Here is a 19,890-nt window from a genome sequence, read left to right as displayed (position 1 = left end):
AGTTGAACAGCGAATGAGCTGGACGTTTTTCCACAAACTGGGCTCGCCCAAATGGTTCTATGAGATCAGCGGCAAACTGATGCCGTGGATCGCTGTCTTCAGTCTGCTGGCGCTGATTGTCGGCAGCGTTTGGGGTCTGGTCTTTGCGCCGGAGGATTACCAGCAGGGCAACAGCTTCCGCATTATCTACATTCATGTGCCGGCAGCGATTCTCGCCCAGTCCTGTTACATGATGCTGGCGGTTGCCGGGGTGGTTGGGCTGGTCTGGCGCATGAAACTGGCCGATGTCGCGTTGCAGTGTGCTGCTCCCATCGGTGCCTGGATGACCTTTGTCGCGCTGATCACCGGTTCGATCTGGGGCAAGCCGACGTGGGGCACCTACTGGGAGTGGGATGCCCGTCTGACGTCGATGCTGATTCTACTTTTTCTGTACTTTGGGATCATTGCCCTGCGTATGGCAATCAGTAATCGTGACACGGCGGCCAAGGCGACAGCCGTGATGGCGATTGTCGGCGTAATCAATATTCCGATCATCAAATACTCGGTTGACTGGTGGAACACCCTGCATCAGCCAGCCACTTTCACCGTGACCGAAAAGCCGGCCATGCCGCCGGAAATGTGGTTGCCGCTGCTGGTGATGGTGCTGGCGTTTTACGGCCTGTTTACGCTGAACCTGTTCATGCGCATGCGGTTGGAGATTCTGAAGCGCGAGCACAAGACCCGCTGGGTTCGTGACGCGCTGGAGAGCAATACATGAGTGACCTGGCAACCTTCTTTGCCATGGATGGCCATGGCCCCTATGTCTGGACTGCCTACGGAATTACGGCTGCAGTTCTGATCCTGTTGTTCCTCACCCCGATGATCGGACGTCGTCGGCTGGTGCAGGCTGAAGCACGCCGTCGTCGGCGAGAGGAATCCTGATGCATCCCGCACGCAAAAAACGCCTGATTCTGATCCTGCTGGTTCTGCTGGGAGTTGGCGCTGCCGTGGCACTGGCGCTGACCGCCCTGCGCGAGAACATCAACCTGTTTTACACCCCGACCCAGATAGCCAGTGGCGAAGCGCCGGAAGGGGCACGTATCCGTGCCGGGGGCATGGTGGTCGAGGGGAGCGTCAAGCGCTCAACCGACTCGCTGGATGTGCGCTTTGATGTTTCCGATGGCGCCAAGGCGGTGACCATCGCCTACAGCGGCATCCTGCCTGACCTGTTCCGCGAAGGGCAGGGCATTGTCGCACTCGGCCGTGTGAACGCCGATGGCGTGCTGGAGGCCGACGAGGTGCTGGCCAAGCACGATGAAGAATACATGCCACCCGAAGTGGCCAAGGCCATGAATGACGCCATGGCCAACAAGGCCGCTCAGCAACCGCAAGCAGAATAAGGGGCACGGCATGATTCCCGAACTTGGGCAGATTGCCCTGATCATTGCACTTTGTCTGGCTGTGCTGCAGGCAAGCGTTCCGCTCTATGGTGCCTGGCGCGGTGACGGCCTGGCGATGAGTCTCGGCCAGCCGGCCGCGGCGGCGCAGTGGTTGTTTGTCACTTTTGCCTTTGGCTGCCTGGTGCATGCGTTCGTTGTTGATGACTTCAGCGTGACCTATGTCGCGCTCAACTCCAACTCGGCGCTGCCCTGGTACTACAAGGTCAGTGCGGTCTGGGGTGGTCACGAAGGCTCGTTGCTGCTGTGGGCAATGATTTTGGCTGGCTGGACCTTCGCGGTGGCGATCTTTTCACGTGATCTGCCGGAAGAAATGCTGGCTCGCGTGCTGTCTGTCATGGGCATGATCAGCGTCGGCTTTCTGTGCTTCATGCTGATTACCTCCAACCCGTTCGATCGCCAACTGCCGTTTCATCCGGTCGATGGCAATGACCTCAATCCGCTACTGCAGGATTTCGGCCTGATCGTGCACCCGCCGATGCTCTATATGGGTTATGTCGGCTTCTCCGTCGCCTTTGCCTTTGCCATCGCCGCCCTGTTGGGCGGACGTCTTGATGCGGCGTGGGCGCGCTGGTCACGGCCCTGGACCATCGTTGCCTGGGCATTTCTGAGCCTGGGTATCGTGCTTGGCTCCTGGTGGGCCTACTACGAACTCGGCTGGGGGGGCTGGTGGTTCTGGGACCCGGTGGAAAATGCATCCTTTATGCCGTGGCTGGTCGGGACTGCGCTGATTCACTCCCTGGCGGTGACCGAAAAGCGCGGTGTATTCAAGAGCTGGACGGTGTTGCTGGCCATCGCGGCGTTCTCTCTCAGCCTGCTGGGGACCTTCCTGGTGCGTTCGGGGGTTCTGACGTCGGTGCATGCATTTGCCAGCGATCCGGATCGTGGCGTGTTCGTACTGGGCTTCCTGCTGGTGGTGGTTGGCGGGTCGCTGTTGCTGTACGCCCTGCGCGCGCCCGTGGTGAAGAGTCAGATCGGTTTTGCCTGGAACTCACGCGAGGCGCTGTTGCTGGTCAACAACGTGGTGCTGGTGGTGGCGGCGCTGATGGTGCTGCTCGGCACCCTGTATCCGTTGATTATGTCGGCGTTCGATACCCTGGTATCGGTTGGCCCGCCATATTTCAATGGCATGTTCCTGCCGCTGATGGCGATTCTGATGGCGGCGCTGGGTGTCGGTATTCTCAGCCGCTGGAAGCAGACGCCGGTGGACTGGCTGGTCGGGCAGCTCAAGTGGGTGCTGCTGCTGGCCGCGGTCGGTGCGGTGGCTATCGCGCTGTGGATCGGTGCCCATCAACTGGCGGTAGGCAGTTTGCTGCTGCTGGTGATCTGGGTGTGTGGCGCCAGTGTGCGTGACATTCTGCACAAGAGCCGCAACAAGGGGCTGGTTGCCGGTATTCGCGCGCTCCCGCGCAGCTACTGGGGCATGACCATGGCGCACATCGGCATCGCTGTTTGCGCCGTCGGTGTGGTGGGTGCCAGTCTGTTCGACAATCAGCGTGACCTGCGCATGGCGCCGGGCGACACCCTGGATCTGGGTGGTTATACCTTTGTGTTCGATGGCGTGCGTCACCGTGAAGGGCCGAACTGGGTGTCCGATCAGGGCACCGTCAGTGTCTACGCCAATGACCGCCTGCTGACTACCTTGCACCCGGAGAAGCGCTTGTATCGGGTGAAGAATCAAATGATGACCGAGGCAGGTATCGATGCCGGTTTCACCCGTGACCTGTTCGTTGCCATGGGCGAGCCGCTTGAGGGCGATGCCTGGGCGATGCGGGTTCATATCAAGCCGTTTGTGCGCTGGATCTGGCTCGGCGGTCTGATGATGATGGTGGGTGGCCTGCTCGCGGCCAGTGACAAGCGCTACCGCCTGAAGGTGCGTCAGCGCGCTGAGAGGCCCGTTAATCGCGTAACCGAGGAGCTTGCCTGATGCGTCGTCTGTTACTGATTCTGCCGCTGATACTGTTTTTGGCCATGGCGGGCTTCTTCCTGCAGAGCCTGATGACCAAGGAAGAGGGCGTCACCGAGCTGGAGTTGCCGTCACCGTTGTTGAACAAGCCGTTCCCGACCTTCGATCTGCCCTCGGTCATCGACGGCGAGCCGCGGATTACCCAGGCTGATCTTAAGGGGCCGGCACTGGTCAACATCTGGGCAACCTGGTGCGTTGCCTGCCGTGTCGAACACCCGGTACTGAACCGCCTGGCCGCCGAAGGTGTGGTGATCTACGGGGTCAACTACAAGGACAACAGCGCCGACGCGATCAAGTGGCTTAAGGACTTCCATAATCCCTACCAGTTGAACATCAGCGATGCCGATGGCCGGCTCGGGCTTGACCTGGGTGTCTATGGCGCGCCGGAAACCTATCTTATCGACGCCAATGGGGTCATCCGTCACAAGTTCATTGGCGTCATTGATGACCGCGCCTGGAGCACCGACCTTGCGGCCCGTTACCAGGCACTGGTCGAGGAGGCCAAATGAGCCGGCCACTGCATTGGCTGACACTCGGCCTGTTGTTGATACTGGGCACTGCCAACGCGGCGGTGGACACCTTCGACTTCAGCTCCGAACAGGAGCGTGATCGTTTCTACGCCATAGGCTCCGAGCTGCGCTGCCCGAAATGTCAGAACCAGAACATCGCTGACTCCGACGCACCGATTGCCTCCGACCTGCGGCACGAGGTCTTCCGCCTGCTCGAAGACGGCCGCAGTGATGACGAAATTGTCGAGTACATGGTGGCGCGTTACGGCGAGTTTGTACGCTACAAGCCCGCGCTGAACCGCGACACCCTGGTGCTCTGGTTTGGCCCACTGGCGTTTCTGTTGGTTGGTGTGCTGGCCGTGGTCTTACTGGTTCGCCGCCGGCAACGGGTGGCAAACGAATCACCGGATGCTGGTCTGTCGCCGCAGGAACAGCGGCGACTGGACGAACTGCTGAACAAGAAGAGTCAAGATGATTGATTTGTGGTTGGGAGCTGCCGCGCTGTTGCTGGTTGCGGCCTTGATGATGCTGTGGCCGCTGCGCCGTCGTCAGCGGATGGATCGGGTGGATCGTACCGCTCTGAACGTCGCGCTGTATGAAGAGCGCGTAGCCGAGCTCGAAGCGCAGGCGCGTGCGGGTGATCTGACCGAGGCTCAGCTTGCTGCGGCCAAGGGCGAGGCCAGTCGGTTGCTGCTCGAAGATACCGCCACAGCCGATGCACGGCAGGCGCCGTTGACCCGTCAGTTGACCTGGCTGGTCGTCATTGCCGTGCTGGTGCTGCCACTCGCGGTACTCGGGCTGTATCGTCAGTGGGGCGCGGCCGACGGATTGGCGCTGTATCGAGAGATGCAGGCCACGCCGCAGGTTGATTCGCTTGAGGCGCTGATTGATCGCACTCAGCGTGTGGTCAAGGTGCAGCCGGAGAACGGCGAAGCCTGGTACATGCTTGGTCGAGCCTACATCAGCGCTCAGAATCCTGAGAAGGCGGCTGATGCCTTCGGCAATGCGCTGGCGCGGCTGGGCGAGCAGCCTGAGGTGCTGGCGCAGCTTGCGCAGGCCCGTTACTTCGCCAACGGCAACAAACTCGATGCCGAGTCCGCCTTGGCGCTGGACAAGGCCATTGAGCTCGACCCGCAGCAGCCTACCGCGCTGGGTCTGCTGGGGATCGCCGCCTTTGAGGCCGATGACTTCGCTGGTGCCATCCGCTATTGGCAGGCGCTACAGCAGGGTATGGCGCCCGACAGCCCCGGTGCGCAAGCGATTCAGGGCGGGATCGACCGTGCTCGTCAACGCATGATTGATGCTGGTCAGACGCCACCGGAAGCGCCGGTGCTACTGGCGGTCAAGGCGCAGATCAGTATTGATCCGGCGTTGCGTGCGACCCTGCCGGACGATGCCAGTGTGTTTGTCTTCATTCGTGATCCGAATGGCCCGCCGATGCCGTTGGCGGCCAAGCGCCTGACGTTGGCTGATCTGCCGCTGGAGCTGAGTCTGAGCGAAGCCAATGCCATGCTGCCCGGTGTGCATCTGAGCGCTGAACAGCCGCTGGAGCTGGTTGCACGCGTGTCGCTCGACGGCGACGCGCGCAGTGGGACGCACCTGGGCCGCGTGGATGATGTGCACGCCGGGTCTGATCAAGTCTATCAACTGGTTATCAACCAGCCCGTCGAGTAACCCTTGCAGATCCCCGGCCGACCGCCCGGGGATCAACTGTCGCCCCCGGTTGTCCAACACTGCACGGCCTTTTCAGAGGCTTCGAGCAGAGAGGAGGCGACCGCCATGTACACCCAGATTCCCTTTGCCAACGATAAGGTGCTTGGCCTTCGCATTGAAGGCAAGATCACCAGCGACATGCTGGATGAGATCTGTCGGCTGCTTGATGAGAAGCTGGCGCACTACCCCAAGGCTCGGGTTTACGTTGAAATGCCTGCATTCGAAGGGATGTCTGCCGAGGCATTCTTCAGCGACCTGAAATACAGTCTTGGCCACTGGAGTCGCTTCGAACGGGAAGCGGTTGTTACCGATCAGCATTGGCTTGAGATTGTGGTCGGTCTGACCGGTCGCCTGTTGCCCCAGGTTGAGGTTAAGGTCTTTCCTACTTGCGAGGTGGAGGCCGCCCGTGACTGGATTCAAGCGCTCTGATTAATCCTGTTGTACCTCGGGCAGGGAGACGGCGAGGCACGCACCCAACAGCCCTATTGCCGACAACAACAGCAGCATGCCGGCTGCACCGATCACTGAGCTGAGCAGGCCAAACAGGCCCGTCCCCAGCAGGATTAGGCCGATCACGCTGTTGCCTACGGAGACATAATCGGTGCGCTTATTGCCGCCGGCCATGTCCAGCACATAGGTCTTGCGGCCGACCCGCACGCCGGCGTGGGCGATACCGAGCACGAAGAACGCCACCGGGAACAGCCAGGCGTGCACAGCGTCAGGCAGCGCTGCCCAGCGGTCGATGGCAATTACTACCGGCCCCAGCAGGCTTGCCAGCAACGCGGCGCGAATCAGCACCTGACGACTGGATGCATCCGACATCCGTCCCCAAACGCCGGCGCTCAGACTGCTGGCCAGGCCGTTGGCAACCAGAAAAGCACCCAGCATGCCAAAGCCGCTTTCCACATCTCGGGCGAGTACCACGTAGTAGGGTGCCGACAGCGCTGAGCACAGCAGCAGCGCGCGGGTGATAACAAAGCGCCGAAAGGGCGCATCATCCCGCAGCAGGCTGATATTGCCGAGCGCATGGCTCAAGGCGTTGCCGCCGCCCTCGGTCGCTCCCGGGGCCTCGTCGATACGCCGGTAGACCAGCGCCGCCAGCATCCAGAGCAGCGCGGCGCCGACCAGCAACGCGGCATAGAACAGCATATCGTCGTCGCTCGGTGGATAGATCAGGCAGTAGACCCCGAACGCCAGGGCCAGCCAGCCGGACAGGCTGGTAGCCAGGCCATTTAGGCGGCCCCGGCGGGTCTTGGGTACCGTCTTGCCAATCACATCCTTACTGGCAACCGAGCACAGCCCGCGGGCCAGACTGAAGATGATCAGACAGCTGATAATCAGGCCGCCCGCCAGCGCCCCCTCGAAGAACCAGGCCACTGCGCCCATGGCCAGTAGCGCTGCCGCCTGCAGCAGACTGCCAACGACCCAGACACCGCGCCGGTAAGGCAGGCGGCGTATCCATGCGGCAATCAGTAACTGCGGCAGCATCGAGCCGGACTCGCGAATCGGTACCAGCCAGGCAATCAGCGCGACCGGCGCCCCGACTACGCCGAGCAGCCAGGCGAGGGTGGTTTTCGGGTTGGTCAGGGTGTCGCCCAGACTGGTCAGGGTATTGGCCAGAACCTGCAGAAAGAAGTTTTGCGGCACGTCCGAGCAGGCTGAGTCGGGGATGTCCTTGCAGACCCGGGCGTCTTCTTCGTTCATGATTTTGCTGTAGAGACTGTCGAGGCGAGGTTCTGCGGCCATGATCGTTCTGGTATCCCTGGATAGTGCGGCGCTGAAAGTGTGCCGCAAGCGGAGAGATCAGGCTAGCGATTTGCCCTAAGGGGCTTCTCATGGGCGTGCAGACCGGGTAAAAATGCGGGTTTGCTGGTCGGTTCGATCAGCGACAAGGCAGTGCAAGGATATGCCCCTCAATGCGACTTAAGTGCATCAAGCTGGCCGGCTTCAAATCCTTCGTTGATCCAACGACGGTCTATTTCCCGACCAACATGGGTGCGGTGGTCGGGCCGAACGGCTGTGGCAAGTCCAATATCATCGATGCGGTGCGCTGGGTCATGGGTGAAAGTTCGGCCAAGAACCTGCGCGGGGAGTCGATGACCGACGTTATCTTTAACGGTTCCAACTCGCGCAAGCCGGTCGGCCAGGCGTCTATCGAACTGGTGTTCGACAACAGTGACGGCACTCTGCAGGGTGAATACGCCGGTTACAATGAGATTTCCATTCGCCGCAAGGTCACCCGCGAAGCGCAGAACCAGTATTTCCTCAACGGCACCAAGTGCCGTCGCCGCGACATTACCGATATCTTCATGGGCACCGGCCTTGGCCCGCGCAGCTACTCGATCATCGAGCAGGGCATGATTTCCCGCCTGATCGAAGCCAAGCCGGAAGATCTGCGGCTGTTCATTGAGGAAGCCGCCGGCATTTCCCGCTACAAGGATCGCCGCCGCGAGACCGAGAACCGCATTCGCCGTACCCACGAGAATCTGTCGCGCCTGACCGATCTGCGTGAAGAGCTGGAGCGCCAGCTTGCGCATTTGCACCGGCAGGCGCAGGCGGCCGAAAAATACAAGGAATACAAGGCTGAAGAACGGCAGCTTAAGGCTCAGCTGCAGGCGCTGCGCTGGCAAACGCTGAACGAGCAGGTCGGGCAGCGTGAGCACCGGGTGCGTGACCTTGAGGTGGCGCTGGAGGCGCTGGTTGCCGAACAGCGCAACGCCGACAGCGAGATCGAAAAACAGCGTGATCAGCACAGCGACTTGACCGAGACGTTCAACCGGGTGCAGGCCCAGTATTACAGTGTCGGTGCCGATATCAGTCGCATCGAGCAGATTCTGCAGTTCAACCGTGATCGCCAGCGTCAGTTGCATAGCGACATTGAGGAAACCGAGCAGGCCTGGCAGGAAGCGCAGAGCCACCTGACTCAGGACGAAGCCTTGCTGGCGGACCTGCAGGCGGAACTGGATGGCATTGAACCCGAGCTGGAAATGGCCGGCGCCGCCGAAGAAGACATCGCCATCTCGCTGCAAAGCGCTGAAGACGCCATGCAGAACTGGCAGAGCGCCTGGGACGAGTTCAACCAGCGCGCCGCCGAGCCACGCCAGCAGGCCGAGGTTGAGCAGTCGCGCATTCGCCATATGGAGCAGTCGGTCGAACGGCTCGGCGAGCGTATCCAGCGCCTGGAAGACGAACGCAGCGGGCTGAACGCCGGTTCGCTGGATGATGAGTTGGCCGAACTGGCCGAGCAGCTGGCCGAGCTGGAGCTGCGCAGTGAAACCGATCAACTCAAGCTCGCTGACGTTGGCGAGCGCCTGCAGCAGGATCGCGAGGCGCTGAACGCGCTGCAGCAGGAACAGGATATTCACCGTGGCGAGCTGCAGCGTGGCAGCGGCCGTCTCGCCTCCCTGGAAGCGCTGCAGCAGGCGGCGCTGGCCAAGGGCAGCGACGTTGGTGACTGGCTGGCGGAGCAGGGCGTGCAGAGTCACGGCCTTCTGGCCGAGCAGCTGCAGGTCGATAACGGCTGGGAACGGGCAGTTGAAGCGGTCTTGGCTGACGACCTGCAGGCCATAGCGCTCGACGATTTTGCCCAGCTCGATGCGGCTCTGGCGGACTTTGAACAGGGCAGCCTGCGCCTGCTGCAGCGCGGTGGCGAGTCGGTCAGCGCGCCGGGCAGCCTGCTGGACAAGGTCAGCAGCGAGCTGGACCTGAGCCCCTGGCTGGCCAGTATTCGCCCGGCCGACAATCTCGCCCAGGCGCTGAGCGCGCGCGCCGGACTGGCGGCGCACGAATCCTTTATTACCCGCGAAGGCCATTGGGTCGGCCCAAACTGGCTGCGGTTCCGTCGTGGCGAGGCCAGTGAGACCGGCGTGCTTGCCCGTCAACAGGAGATGGAGCAGCTGCAGGCCAGTCTTGATGAGCAGCAGGCCGCGCTGGAAGCGGGGCAGGAGAAGGTCGATCAGTTACGTGAAGCGCTGCGGCGACTTGAGCTTGAACGCGATGCGCTGCAGCAGACCTTGGCCGGCACCGGTCGTCAGCACGGCGAAATCAAGGCGCAATGGTCAGCTCGTCAGGTGCGCCTGGAGCAGATCAATGCCCGTCGCCAGCGCATTGGCGAAGATCTGGAAGAACTCAAGCGCCAGCGCGGCGACGAACTGGAGCAGATTGGCGAAGCCAGGCTGACCCTGCAGGCGGCGCTGGACAGCATGGCCGAAGACACCGGCCAGCGCGAAGAGCTGTTGCGCCAGCGTGATCTGGCCCGCGAAACCCTTGATCTGGCACGTCAGCAGTCCCGCCAGCAGAAGGACCGGGCGCATCAGTTGGCGCTGCGGGCGCAGTCACTCAATGCGCAGTTGAAGAGCACCCGGCAGGGCTTGGAGCGGCAGCAGGTCCAGGCCGAGCGGCTGTCAGAGCGTCGTGAGCAGCTGCGCATGACGCTGGAAGAGAGTCAGGCGCCGGAAGACGATCAGCGCATCGAGCTGGAAACCCTGCTCGAACAGCGCATTACCGTTGAACAGGAGTTGGGCGCGGCCCGTCAGGCGCTGGAAGGGGTTGACCAGCAGATGCGCGCGCAGGAAACCCGTCGCGTGCAGGCCGAGCAACAGGCGCAGGTGCTGCGCACCCAGCTGGATGAGCAGCGACTCAATGCCCGCGACCTGCAAACCCGTCGTCAGGGTCTGCAGGAACAGCTGGCCGAGGCCGGTTACGATCTGCATGGTGTTCTCGCAACCCTGCCGCAGGGCGCCAGTGAGACGGACTGGGTGCAGCAGTTGGCCCAGCTGGACGCGCGCATTCAGCGCCTCGGGGCGATTAACCTGGCGGCTATCGAAGAATACGACCAGCAGTCAGAGCGCAAACGCTATCTGGATGCGCAAAATGCCGATCTGGAAGAGGCGCTCAGTACGCTTGAGCAGGTTATTCGCAAGATCGACCGGGAAACCCGCGCGCGCTTCAAGGAGACCTTCGACAAGGTCAATCAAGGGCTGCAGACGCTGTTCCCCAAGGTGTTTGGCGGCGGTCACGCCTATCTGGAGCTGACCGGCGACGATCTGCTCGACACTGGCGTCGCCATCATGGCGCGTCCACCGGGCAAGAAGAACAGCACCATCCACCTGCTATCCGGTGGCGAGAAGGCGTTGACCGCCATCGCGCTGGTGTTCTCGATCTTCCAGCTCAACCCGGCGCCGTTCTGTATGCTCGATGAGGTGGATGCGCCACTGGATGATGCCAACGTCGGCCGTTATGCGCGTATGGTGAAGGAGATGTCGGCGCGGGTGCAGTTCATCTATATCACTCACAACAAGATCGCGATGGAGATGGCTGATCAGTTGATGGGGGTCACCATGCATGAACCAGGCTGCTCAAGGCTGGTCACAGTAGACGTGGAAGAGGCTGCGGCGTTGGCGGCAGTGTAGTTTTGATGGCGGCCGTGCTAGCATCCGGCCAGACGAGAGGCGGGCAGCCAGCCGCCCGATCAGCAAAGTGACGACAGGAACGGGTATTCATGGATTTTGGTTTGCGTGAGTGGCTTTTCATCATTGGCCTGCTGGTGATCGCCGGCATTCTGTTTGATGGCTGGCGGCGCATGGGTGGGCGATCAAAAATTCGCTTTAAACTCGAACGCAACCTCGCTGACCTCCCGGAGGAGGGTAGCGACGAGCTGCTCGGACCGCCGCGTGTCGTCAACCGCCAGGATCGTGCCGAGCCGTCCTTTGGTGACGATAAGCCGGACACGCTGGTGTTCAAAGATGACGAAAAGTGGCACGAACCCGAGCAGGTTGGTCTGGATCTGGATGAGCCGCCGGTGCTAGTTGACCCGGTCGTCGCCGAGCCACGCAGCAAGGGCAAGCCTGCGGAACAGGCCGCCGCGAGTACCGCTGCGCAGCGCCCCGAGCAACAGCCGCTGCCGGTCGAGCTGGTACTGGTTATCAACGTCGTTGCCCGTGACGAAGAGGGGTTTGCCGGGTCAGCGCTGCACCAGAGCATTCTCGAAAGCGGTCTGCGCTACGGCGATATGAACATCTTCCATCGACACGAGAGCATGAGTGGCAATGGTGATGTGCTGTTCTCCATGGCCAACGCGCTCAAGCCGGGCGTATTTGAGCTGGATGAGCTGGATCAGAGTCATGTCCGTGCCGTCAGTTTCTTCATGGGGCTGCCAGGCCCGCGTCATCCGAAGCAGGCGCTGGATCTGATGATCGCCGCCGCACGCAAGCTGGCCCACGAACTGGGCGGTGACCTGAAAGACGAACAGCGCAGCGTACTGACTGCACAAACCATCGAGCATTACCGCCAGCGCATCGCTGAGTTTGAACGGCTGAACTACAGCCAGCGGCGCTAAGCGCCCGCAGGGCGCTTAGCGCCGCTGGCTAGCCGCAAGCTACAAGTAAACCCGGCCCCGCTGCTCAGGCTCGGAGTGCTTTGGGTTTTGCTTGCAGCTTGTAGCTTGCGGCTTGAAGCTTTGGTTCGGTTAGAATAGCCACCGAACTCCCAGCCCAGCGACCGCTCATGTCCCAGCACGCCACTCCAGCCGAACGCGCCCTCGCCTTGCGTGAGGAAATCGCGCAGCACAACTACCGCTACTACGTCCTCGACGAGCCCGCTGTGCCGGACGCCGAGTACGATCGGCTGTTCAATGAGCTCAAGGCCATCGAGGCGGAGCACCCCGACCTGATTACCCCTGATTCGCCGACCCAACGGGTGGGTGGGGCGCCGGCGGCGGGATTTGGTGAGGTCAGGCATGAAGTGCCGATGCTTAGTCTGGGTAACGCCTTTGCCGAACAGGACATGGTCGATTTTGACCGTCGGGTGCGTGAAGGGCTGGACCTGCCAGCCGGCGACCTGTTCGGTGGCGGCGCCGAGGTGGAATACTGCTGCGAGCCTAAACTCGACGGTCTGGCGGTCAGTCTGCTGTACGAGAACGGCCTGCTGGTGCGCGGTGCTACCCGAGGCGACGGCGCTACCGGTGAAGATATCTCCACTAACGTGCGCACCATTCGCAATATTCCGCTCAAACTGCGTGGTGAGGGCTGGCCGGCGGTGCTGGAAGTGCGTGGTGAAGTGTTCATGAGCAAGGCCGGCTTTGAAGCGCTGAACGAACGCGCACGTGAAGCCGGCAGCAAGACCTTCGCCAACCCGCGTAACGCCGCTGCCGGCAGCCTGCGCCAGCTTGATCCGAGCATCACCGCCAGCCGGCCGCTGGAGTTCTGCTGCTACGGCTTTGGCCGTGTCGAGGGTGAATTGCCCGACAATCAGTTCGCCATCCTGCAGGCCTTCAAGGGCTGGGGTATTCCGATCAGCCGTGAATTGAAGCTGATGAAGGGCGTCGACGGCACGCTGGATTACTACCGCGATATCGGTGAGCGCCGCGCCGCGCTGGAATACGAGATCGACGGCGTGGTGTTCAAGGTCAACCAGCTGAGCTACCAGCGTGAGTTGGGTTTCCGTGCTCGGGAGCCGCGCTGGGCGATTGCCCACAAGTTTCCGGCAATGGAAGAGCTGACCGAGCTGCTGGATGTCGAGTTTCAGGTTGGACGCACCGGTGCGGTGACGCCGGTGGCGCGGCTGAAGCCCGTCCAGGTGGCAGGGGTAACCGTGTCCAACGCCACCTTGCACAACATGGATGAAGTCGCCCGGCTTGGCGTGATGATCGGTGACACCGTGATCATCCGCCGCGCCGGTGACGTGATTCCCCAGGTGATGCAGGTGGTTACCGAGCGTCGCCCGGCCGATGCGCGCCCGGTCGAGGTGCCAACGGCGTGTCCGGTGTGTGGCTCTGCGGTCGAGCGCACCCAACTGGTCAAACGCGGCAAGTCGGGTTCTACCACCAGCGAAGGCTCGGTCTACCGCTGTGTTGGCCGGCTGACCTGTCAGGCGCAGCTCAAGCAGTCGATCATCCACTTTGTCTCGCGTCGGGCAATGGATATCGACGGACTGGGCGAGAAGAGCGTCGAACAGCTGGTTGATACCGGTCTGGTTGCCTCGCCGGCTGATCTCTACCGTCTGACTTACGAGCAGGTGCTGGCGCTGGACGGCTTCGCGGAGCTGTCGACAAAGAACCTGCTGACCGCCATTCAGGCCAGCAAGAAGCCGACGCTGGCTCGTTTCATCTATGCCCTTGGCATTCCCGATGTGGGAGAAGAAACCGCCAAACTGCTGGCCCGCGCGCTGGGCAAGCTGGAGCGCATCGAGCGGGCGTTGCCCGAAGTGCTGGTCTATCTGCCGGATGTGGGGCTGGAAGTGGCCCACGAGATTCATTCATTCTTTGCCGATTCGCACAACCGACAGGTGATTGATCAACTGCTGGAACGCGGCGTAACGCCTGACGAGCCGGGCGAGCTGGCGGCCGAGTTTGCTGCTTGCGTCTCGCTGGCCGACTTTCTGGCGCGATTGAATATTCAGGGCATCGCCAATACCGGCGCCGAGCGGCTGGCCAGCCAGTTCGGCAGTCTGGAGAAGATCATCAACGCTGACTGGCTGGATCTGAAACAGGTCGAGCGTCTCAACGACAAAGCGATCAAGGCGCTGCGCGAGTATTTCCAGAGCGAGTCGCTGCGCACCCGCGCCGAAGCCATCGAACAACAGCTGCGCGACTTCGGCATGCATTGGGAGAGCCCGCGCGCGGAAGCGTCCGGCGGGCTATCGCTGGCCGGGCAGACCTGGGTACTGACCGGCACGCTGGAAGCCATGTCGCGCGATGTTGCCAAAGGGCATCTGGAAAGCCTCGGTGCTAAGGTCGCCGGTAGTGTGTCGGCCAAGACCCATTGCGTTGTCGCCGGGCCCGGTGCCGGCAGCAAGCTGGCCAAGGCCGAGCAGCTTGGTGTGAGCGTCTGGACCGAACAGCAACTGCTCGACATGCTGGCGGAGCACGGCATAAGCCCATGAGCGGCTCTAAGCGGACAAAGGGCCCGGTCGTGCTGGCCCCGATGGAGGGGCTGGCCGACGCGCCGATGCGTGACGTGCTGACCCGCATCGGCGGGATCGACTGGTGCGTCAGCGAGTTTATTCGCGTGACCGAAGGGCTGCTCAATGTGGCCACCATTCGCCGCAGCGTGCCGGAAAGCGAGTACGGCTGGCGCACCCGCGCCGGAGTGCCGGTGCGCCCGCAGTTGCTCGGCTCGGATGTGCACTGGATGGGTGAGAACGCCGCGCTGCTGGCGTCGATGGATGCTCCGGCGATTGACCTCAACTTCGGCTGCCCGGCCAAGACGGTCAACCGCCATCGTGGCGGCGCGGCGCTGCTGACCGAGCCGGAGCTGCTGCGCGAGATCGTTGCCAGCGTCCGCGCGTCAACGCCTTCGCACATTCCGGTTACCGCCAAGATGCGACTCGGGCTGACCGATACCAGCCAGACGCTGGAGTGCGCGCAGGCCCTCGCCGACGGTGGTGCCAGCGAGATTACCGTGCATGCGCGCACCAAGGTGGAAGGCTACAAGCCGCCCGCGCATTGGGAGTGGCTGGCGCGCATTCGCGAAGCGGTTGATGTCCCGGTGATTGCCAATGGTGAGGTGTGGAGTACCGAGGACTATCGCCGGATTCGCGAAGTCAGTGGCTGTGATGCCGTGATGATCGGTCGCGGACTGGTGCGATGCCCGGACCTGGGGCTGCGCATTCTGCAGGATGCCGATGAGGCCGTGCTTGCCTGGGATGAGCTGTGGCCCTGGCTCGGTGACTTCTTCCGTCAGACTCGGCTGCGGGTGGTAGATCGTCACTCGCCGGGGCGGCTAAAGCAGTGGTTGGCCATGCTCGGCCAGCATTACCCTGAAGCGCGCGCGTTGTTTGATAGTCTGCGCCGGGAAACCAGTGCGGACGCAGTGACCTGCCGGCTGGAAGGGCCGCTGGAGTCAGCTGCCTGATCTTGGTGTTCCGGCGTTTTGCCTTAACGTCGGCTCGTGCGCGGCGCGGGTTATGGTGGATACGCTTCGCTTAATCCACCCTACGGCCGGGTGCGAAGTTCCGTAGGGTGGTGAACGCCGCAGGCTTCGCCACCATCGGCCTACTGCTCCGGCTTATACCCCAGCCGCAGCCCGCCCCAGTGCTGCCCCTTCACTATGATGGGTACCGACAGATCGTGCATTACTTCCCCGGTATCGCGCTTGTAGGTTTGCAGCAGCAGGGTCTGCTCGTGGCTGCCGCAACGCCGGCCGGTCGGGTCATCAAACAGACGCTTGCTGCGGCAGTGCAGGGTGTCGTGCTGCGGATCACCAGTCGGCTCCTTGCTGAAGCGCTTGTTGTGGGTCGGAACATAACCAGAGGGAATGGCCGCAATGGCATAGACCAGCTCCGGGTGCTGTTGCAGCAGTGGCTCCTGCAGGGCGGGTAGTACCTGGTCGGTGTAACTGTCGAAGGCGCTGCGATAGCGCGCCGGGTTGCTGCCGGGAATCAGCGTCAGGTTGCGGTCGAACAATGCTGATTCCTGGATTTGCCCGCTGGCGAGGTCAGCCTCAAAACGCGCTTCGATGGCGGCGGCAGTTTGCTGTGCGGCATCGAAGAAGCGCTGGTGGTACTCGTCCAGCGCCACGTCTGCCAGCATTTCGCTGACCTGCTCGGCCAGCGAGACCAGATTGACCGCTTCGCCGCCGAGGCGTTGGGTTTGCTCATCACTTTGCTCAATGTCACTGCGCACCTGTTCCAGAGCAGTGCTCAAACTTGATAGCTGGTCACGGTTGGTCAGACTGCTGCCCGCAATTTGCTCGGTTACCGCCTTTACCTCGCTACCTTGGGCGCTGATGGCTTCAAGCTGGTTGGCGGCATCCTCGATCAGCGTTACGCCGCCGCGTACCTGCTCTACCAACGCGGAGAAGTCAGCGTTCACTCGTTTGCTCTGCTGATGCATGCTCTCGATGATGTCGCCCACTTCGGAGGTGGAGGCGGCGGTGCGGGCGGCCAGAGCACGAACCTCGTCGGCCACCACGGCAAAGCCGCGGCCCATGTCTCCGGCGCGTGCTGCTTCGATGGCAGCGTTGAGGGCGAGCAGGTTGGTCTGGCTGGCGATGGCTTCGATCACCCCGGTCACTTGCACGATCTTCTCGGTCTGGGCGTTGAGCTCTTCCAGCACCGCGTTGGATTCATCTGCCTGTGCTGCCAGTTGATGCATGACATGGGTGGCCTGGTCCAACGCGTTACGGCCTTCCTGGCTGCGGCTGCGGGCCTGTTCGGCAGCATTGTCGGCGCGTTCGGCATACTGACTGGTGGCGTCGACCTCGGTGGCGATTTGCTGCGCGCTGTCGGTGACCTGTCGAATGGCAAGCAGCTGTGATTGCTGGCGTTGACGCAACTGCTCGACTGAGTGGGCGACCTCGGCCGCGGCAATGGCGTTTTGGCTGGTCGCGCGGGAGAGGCGAGCACTGAGGTCCGTGTTGTCGGTTGTGCTGGGGCCTGGCGCAATAGTCGCCGGCTGGTCTGAGGGCGGGTAGAACCAGGGCAGACCGATCCAGGGCAGCAGGCAGAGAATCAGGGCGGGGGCCAGGACATCCACACCAGCAAGGTGATAGAGCCAGCCAAGGGTACTCAGTTGTAGCAGGGCCAGAATCGCCTTGCCTAGAAATCCGGTGCGCATACGGGGATGTCCGTTCCGGGGCCGGAGGCCTGATTATTGTAGTTTGCTGTGTCATTTAGCCACCTGTCTCGCGGCTAGACAATCGATCTTTGGTCTTGGGTCGTAAGACCGTGATCTCAGTCCCTCTGCAGGCTGCGCATAAAACGGGTGTCGAGTCTGTCCTTGAGCATCAGAGCAGCCCTGCTGCGCAGCGCCAAAGGCCCATAACAGGCCAGCGCCTGATCGTCTGCGGTGGCCAGTAGGGCAAGTGCTCTGGGCTGCGGCTGGTAATGCTGAAGGCTCGACTGCTTGTCCAGAGTGGCACGCAGGTTTGCGCCGAGTACTGGACCCTGGCGCACAGCATAGACGCCCGAGCGCGGGCAGTCCGCCAGCGCGGCGCAGTCGCCGCTGGCGAATATGCGCGGGTGCGATTGGCTTTGCAGCGTGTCAGCGATCTGAATAAAGCCGGCGGGGTCGGTCGCCAGGTTGCTGTCGGCTTGCCAGACTGCGGGCGCAGCGCCGGTGGCCAGGATGACGGCTTCGGCGGCAAGGGGCGGGGTGGACGCCGACTGCAGACAGCCGTTGCGGATTGCGGTGACGGTGACTCCCTCATGCAGCTCTATATTGCGCCGGTGGAATAGCGAGCGAATCAGCCGGGCAGCCCGTGGTGGGTGTCCACCCAACAATCGGTTGGCGCAGAGCACCAGAATCTGGCACGTGCTCAGCGACTGTTGCAGCGCGAGAGCCAGCTCCACCGCCGCCGCGCCGCCACCCAGAATAGCCAGGCGGGCAGGGGAGCCGCTGCGCCGCCAGTGCATCCAATGTTGCTGCAAGTCGCCGAAGGGTTTGGCGCCGATCACCGTCAAACTGCCGTCGTTCTGTGCTGGGGCGGGGTTAGCCGCGCCACTGTTGAGCGACAGCAGTTCGGTGCGCAGTTGCTCACCGCTGGCCAGGGTCAGCAGTCGGGCGTCGGCCTCGAGCCGAACCAGTTGCCCGCTGGACAGGGTCATGCCAGTCGCTCGACACAGCGGGGCCAGCTCGATACGGCACTGCTCCGCCCGCCAGCGTCCAGCCAGCAGGCCAGGCATCATGCCTGAGTACCAGGCAAAGGGTTCCGGGGAAATCAGCACGCTACCGGGCGGGGCACGATAACCCTGCTCGGCCCAACCGCGCAGTGCGACCAGATGGGCATGACCTGCGCCGACCATAATAAGTGGGGCAGTCATGCTTCGACTGCTCTGTCAGGCCGGTTTCGGAAACCTTTTGAGTGATACATAGCCCCCGGTGATAGGCACGCATTGAGGGCGCTAATCAGTTTATTTCGAAATCGACTTTCGCTGTGCGGACCTGCTAGTCTCGACATGCTGATAATTCCAATTACAAGAAATGGAGCATAGCGTGCACGAGAATAATAGCTACCCGTCGCCGAAACGAGCGTGGTTGACGGTCGGAATTCTGTTGATCGCCTATGTTCTGTCTTTTATTGATCGTCAGATTTTGAACCTGCTGGTTGGTCCGATTCGCCATGACCTGCAGATATCCGATACCGAGATGAGCCTGTTGATGGGACTGTCGTTTGCCGTCTTCTACACTGTGGCCGGTATTCCGCTGGGGCGGATTGCTGACTCCAAAAGCCGCCGTGGCCTGATCGCCGGCGGTGTGGCTGTGTGGAGTCTGATGACTGCGTTCTGCGGCTTGGCACAGCAGTATTGGCATTTCATCATCGGCCGGATTGGTGTCGGTGCTGGTGAAGCGGCGCTGTCGCCTGCTGCCTACTCGCTGATTGCCGACAGCTTTCCGGCTAACCGCCGCGCGACCGCGATCAGTGTGTACGCCATGGGCATCTATCTTGGTGCCGGCGCAGCCTTCCTGCTCGGCGGGCTGGTGGTGACCTGGGCCAATGCCCAGGGGCCGATGGTCCTGCCGGTATTGGGCGAAGTGCGTCCCTGGCAGTTGATCTTCCTGGTGTTGGGTGCCATAGGCCTGATGTTCTGCCTGGTATTGCTGGCGATCAAGGAGCCGAGCCGCAAGGGGATTGGCGCTGGCGTTGCCGTGCCGCTGAAGGATGTCGGTCGTTACCTGCTCGGTATTCGCAAAGCCGTGCTGTGTCATAACTTCGGCTTTGCCTGTTTGTCCTTTGCCTCCTACGGCGCATCGGCCTGGATTCCGACCTTCTTTATCCGTAATCACGGCCTGACGCCGGGCGAAGTGGGCATCTACTACGGCAGCCTGGTAATGGTTGCCGGGTCACTGGGTATCGTCTTTGGCGGCCGTCTGGCCGACTTTCTGGCACACCACGGCTATCGCGACGCCAACATGCGGGTGGGGCTGCTGTCGGCTATTCTGACCCTGCTGTGCAATGTGGTGTATCTGGTCGACAACATGCCGTTGCTGTGGACCATCATGTTTTTCAACGTCTTTACCGTAGCGATGCCGTTCGGCGTTGCTCCGGCGGCCATTCAGGAGGTTATGCCGAATGCCATGCGCGGTCAGGCTTCGGCAATTTACCTCTTCACCATTACCCTGATCGGCTTGGGTATTGGGCCGACCGCCGTCGCCTTGTTCACCGATTACGTGTTCCAGGACGACATGGCGATTCGTTATTCCATATTCATCGTTGCCAGCGTGATTACCTTGGGCGCTATCATCCTTCTGGCCATGGGGCTCAAACCCTACCGGGAGGCACGGGACACGCTGACACGCTGGGGTGAACAGCAGGGCCAGCCGGGCTGA

Annotated in this window: 16 protein-coding genes; 13 read left to right on the top strand and 3 right to left on the bottom strand. The window is 62.0% G+C overall.

Features of this window, described 5'->3' with window-relative positions; genetic code table 11:
* The first annotated feature begins 13 nt into the window (after window positions 1-13).
* From C1949_RS07315 to C1949_RS07280, 8 genes are all read left to right on the top strand, one after another.
* On the top strand, window positions 14-757 hold the full coding sequence (locus C1949_RS07315; protein WP_104737828.1) for a heme ABC transporter permease: 744 nt from the start codon (window positions 14-16) through the stop codon (window positions 755-757).
* The gene (gene ccmD / locus C1949_RS07310) at window positions 754-921 is read left to right on the top strand and encodes a heme exporter protein CcmD (protein WP_104737827.1); all 168 of its coding nucleotides are present in this window, start codon (window positions 754-756) and stop codon (window positions 919-921) included. The genes C1949_RS07315 and ccmD overlap by 4 nt, the downstream gene beginning before the upstream one ends.
* On the top strand, window positions 921-1,379 hold the full coding sequence (ccmE, locus tag C1949_RS07305; protein WP_104737826.1) for a cytochrome c maturation protein CcmE: 459 nt from the start codon (window positions 921-923) through the stop codon (window positions 1,377-1,379). Before ccmD ends, ccmE begins: the two co-directional genes overlap by 1 nt.
* 10 nt (window positions 1,380-1,389) lie before the next feature.
* On the top strand, window positions 1,390-3,363 hold the full coding sequence (locus C1949_RS07300) for a heme lyase CcmF/NrfE family subunit (protein ID WP_104737825.1): 1,974 nt from the start codon (window positions 1,390-1,392) through the stop codon (window positions 3,361-3,363).
* On the top strand, window positions 3,363-3,911 hold the full coding sequence (locus C1949_RS07295; RefSeq protein WP_104737824.1) for a DsbE family thiol:disulfide interchange protein: 549 nt from the start codon (window positions 3,363-3,365) through the stop codon (window positions 3,909-3,911). The genes C1949_RS07300 and C1949_RS07295 overlap by 1 nt, the downstream gene beginning before the upstream one ends.
* Complete coding sequence (locus tag C1949_RS07290; protein WP_104737823.1) at window positions 3,908-4,390, top strand: cytochrome c-type biogenesis protein; 483 nt, start codon at window positions 3,908-3,910, stop codon at window positions 4,388-4,390. The genes C1949_RS07295 and C1949_RS07290 overlap by 4 nt, the downstream gene beginning before the upstream one ends.
* The gene (gene ccmI, locus C1949_RS07285; protein WP_104737822.1) at window positions 4,383-5,585 is read left to right on the top strand and encodes a c-type cytochrome biogenesis protein CcmI; all 1,203 of its coding nucleotides are present in this window, start codon (window positions 4,383-4,385) and stop codon (window positions 5,583-5,585) included. The genes C1949_RS07290 and ccmI overlap by 8 nt, the downstream gene beginning before the upstream one ends.
* Window positions 5,586-5,690: 105 nt before the next feature.
* Window positions 5,691-6,053, top strand: a complete 363-nt coding sequence (locus C1949_RS07280) for a SpoIIAA family protein (protein WP_104737821.1) — start codon at window positions 5,691-5,693, stop codon at window positions 6,051-6,053.
* Here the strand turns inward: C1949_RS07280 and C1949_RS07275 are convergent, their stop codons facing one another.
* Window positions 6,054-7,370 (bottom strand): MFS transporter, encoded by a 1,317-nt coding sequence (locus C1949_RS07275; RefSeq protein ID WP_104737820.1) that lies wholly within the window; start codon window positions 7,368-7,370, stop codon window positions 6,054-6,056.
* A gap of 170 nt (window positions 7,371-7,540) precedes the next feature.
* Here C1949_RS07275 and smc point away from each other — a divergent pair, with 170 nt between their 5' ends.
* From smc to C1949_RS07255, 4 genes are all read left to right on the top strand, one after another.
* Entirely contained in the window at window positions 7,541-11,035 is a 3,495-nt protein-coding gene (gene smc / locus C1949_RS07270; RefSeq protein WP_104737819.1) for a chromosome segregation protein SMC, read from the top strand.
* 89 nt (window positions 11,036-11,124) lie between these two features.
* The gene (zipA, locus tag C1949_RS07265) at window positions 11,125-11,961 is read left to right on the top strand and encodes a cell division protein ZipA (protein ID WP_104737818.1); all 837 of its coding nucleotides are present in this window, start codon (window positions 11,125-11,127) and stop codon (window positions 11,959-11,961) included.
* Window positions 11,962-12,128: 167 nt separating this feature from the next.
* Window positions 12,129-14,504, top strand: a complete 2,376-nt coding sequence (gene ligA / locus C1949_RS07260) for an NAD-dependent DNA ligase LigA (protein WP_104737817.1) — start codon at window positions 12,129-12,131, stop codon at window positions 14,502-14,504.
* Entirely contained in the window at window positions 14,501-15,475 is a 975-nt protein-coding gene (locus tag C1949_RS07255) for a tRNA dihydrouridine synthase (RefSeq protein WP_104737816.1), read from the top strand. The genes ligA and C1949_RS07255 overlap by 4 nt, the downstream gene beginning before the upstream one ends.
* 140 nt (window positions 15,476-15,615) lie before the next feature.
* Here the strand turns inward: C1949_RS07255 and C1949_RS07250 are convergent, their stop codons facing one another.
* Together C1949_RS07250 and C1949_RS07245 are read right to left on the bottom strand one after the other, a co-directional pair.
* Window positions 15,616-17,178: a methyl-accepting chemotaxis protein gene (locus C1949_RS07250; protein ID WP_104737815.1), complete on the bottom strand. Its 1,563-nt coding sequence runs from the start codon at window positions 17,176-17,178 to the stop codon at window positions 15,616-15,618.
* Between the two features lie 116 nt (window positions 17,179-17,294).
* Window positions 17,295-18,383, bottom strand: coding sequence for an FAD-dependent oxidoreductase (locus tag C1949_RS07245; RefSeq protein ID WP_104737814.1), 1,089 nt, complete (start codon window positions 18,381-18,383; stop codon window positions 17,295-17,297).
* Window positions 18,384-18,555: 172 nt separating this feature from the next.
* On the opposite strand from C1949_RS07245, the gene C1949_RS07240 reads away from it, so the two are divergent.
* A complete protein-coding gene (locus C1949_RS07240; protein WP_104737813.1) occupies window positions 18,556-19,890 on the top strand; it encodes a spinster family MFS transporter in 1,335 nt (444 codons plus the stop codon).

Origin of the sequence: Halopseudomonas oceani (genome assembly GCF_002903165.1) — a bacterium.
GTDB classification, from domain to species: Bacteria; Pseudomonadota; Gammaproteobacteria; order Pseudomonadales; family Pseudomonadaceae; genus Halopseudomonas; species Halopseudomonas oceani.
Note: the sequence above shows the minus strand (reverse complement) of the source record. Positions and strands in the feature narration are given on the sequence as shown.

Bases quoted from the DNA above. Each gene is read 5' to 3' on its own strand.
- C1949_RS07290 (WP_104737823.1), top strand. From the start codon at position 3,908: ATGAGCCGGCCACTGCATTGGCTGACACTCGGCCTGTTGTTGATACTG.
- zipA (WP_104737818.1), top strand. From the start codon at position 11,125: ATGGATTTTGGTTTGCGTGAGTGGCTTTTCATCATTGGCCTGCTGGTG.
- smc (WP_104737819.1), top strand. From the start codon at position 7,541: ATGCGACTTAAGTGCATCAAGCTGGCCGGCTTCAAATCCTTCGTTGAT.
- C1949_RS07295 (WP_104737824.1), top strand. From the start codon at position 3,363: ATGCGTCGTCTGTTACTGATTCTGCCGCTGATACTGTTTTTGGCCATG.
- C1949_RS07300 (WP_104737825.1), top strand. From the start codon at position 1,390: ATGATTCCCGAACTTGGGCAGATTGCCCTGATCATTGCACTTTGTCTG.
- C1949_RS07275 (WP_104737820.1), bottom strand. From the start codon at position 7,370: ATGGCCGCAGAACCTCGCCTCGACAGTCTCTACAGCAAAATCATGAAC.
- C1949_RS07245 (WP_104737814.1), bottom strand. From the start codon at position 18,383: ATGACTGCCCCACTTATTATGGTCGGCGCAGGTCATGCCCATCTGGTC.
- C1949_RS07315 (WP_104737828.1), top strand. From the start codon at position 14: ATGAGCTGGACGTTTTTCCACAAACTGGGCTCGCCCAAATGGTTCTAT.
- ccmD (WP_104737827.1), top strand. From the start codon at position 754: ATGAGTGACCTGGCAACCTTCTTTGCCATGGATGGCCATGGCCCCTAT.
- ccmE (WP_104737826.1), top strand. From the start codon at position 921: ATGCATCCCGCACGCAAAAAACGCCTGATTCTGATCCTGCTGGTTCTG.
- ligA (WP_104737817.1), top strand. From the start codon at position 12,129: ATGTCCCAGCACGCCACTCCAGCCGAACGCGCCCTCGCCTTGCGTGAG.
- C1949_RS07280 (WP_104737821.1), top strand. From the start codon at position 5,691: ATGTACACCCAGATTCCCTTTGCCAACGATAAGGTGCTTGGCCTTCGC.
- C1949_RS07255 (WP_104737816.1), top strand. From the start codon at position 14,501: ATGAGCGGCTCTAAGCGGACAAAGGGCCCGGTCGTGCTGGCCCCGATG.
- C1949_RS07250 (WP_104737815.1), bottom strand. From the start codon at position 17,178: ATGCGCACCGGATTTCTAGGCAAGGCGATTCTGGCCCTGCTACAACTG.
- ccmI (WP_104737822.1), top strand. From the start codon at position 4,383: ATGATTGATTTGTGGTTGGGAGCTGCCGCGCTGTTGCTGGTTGCGGCC.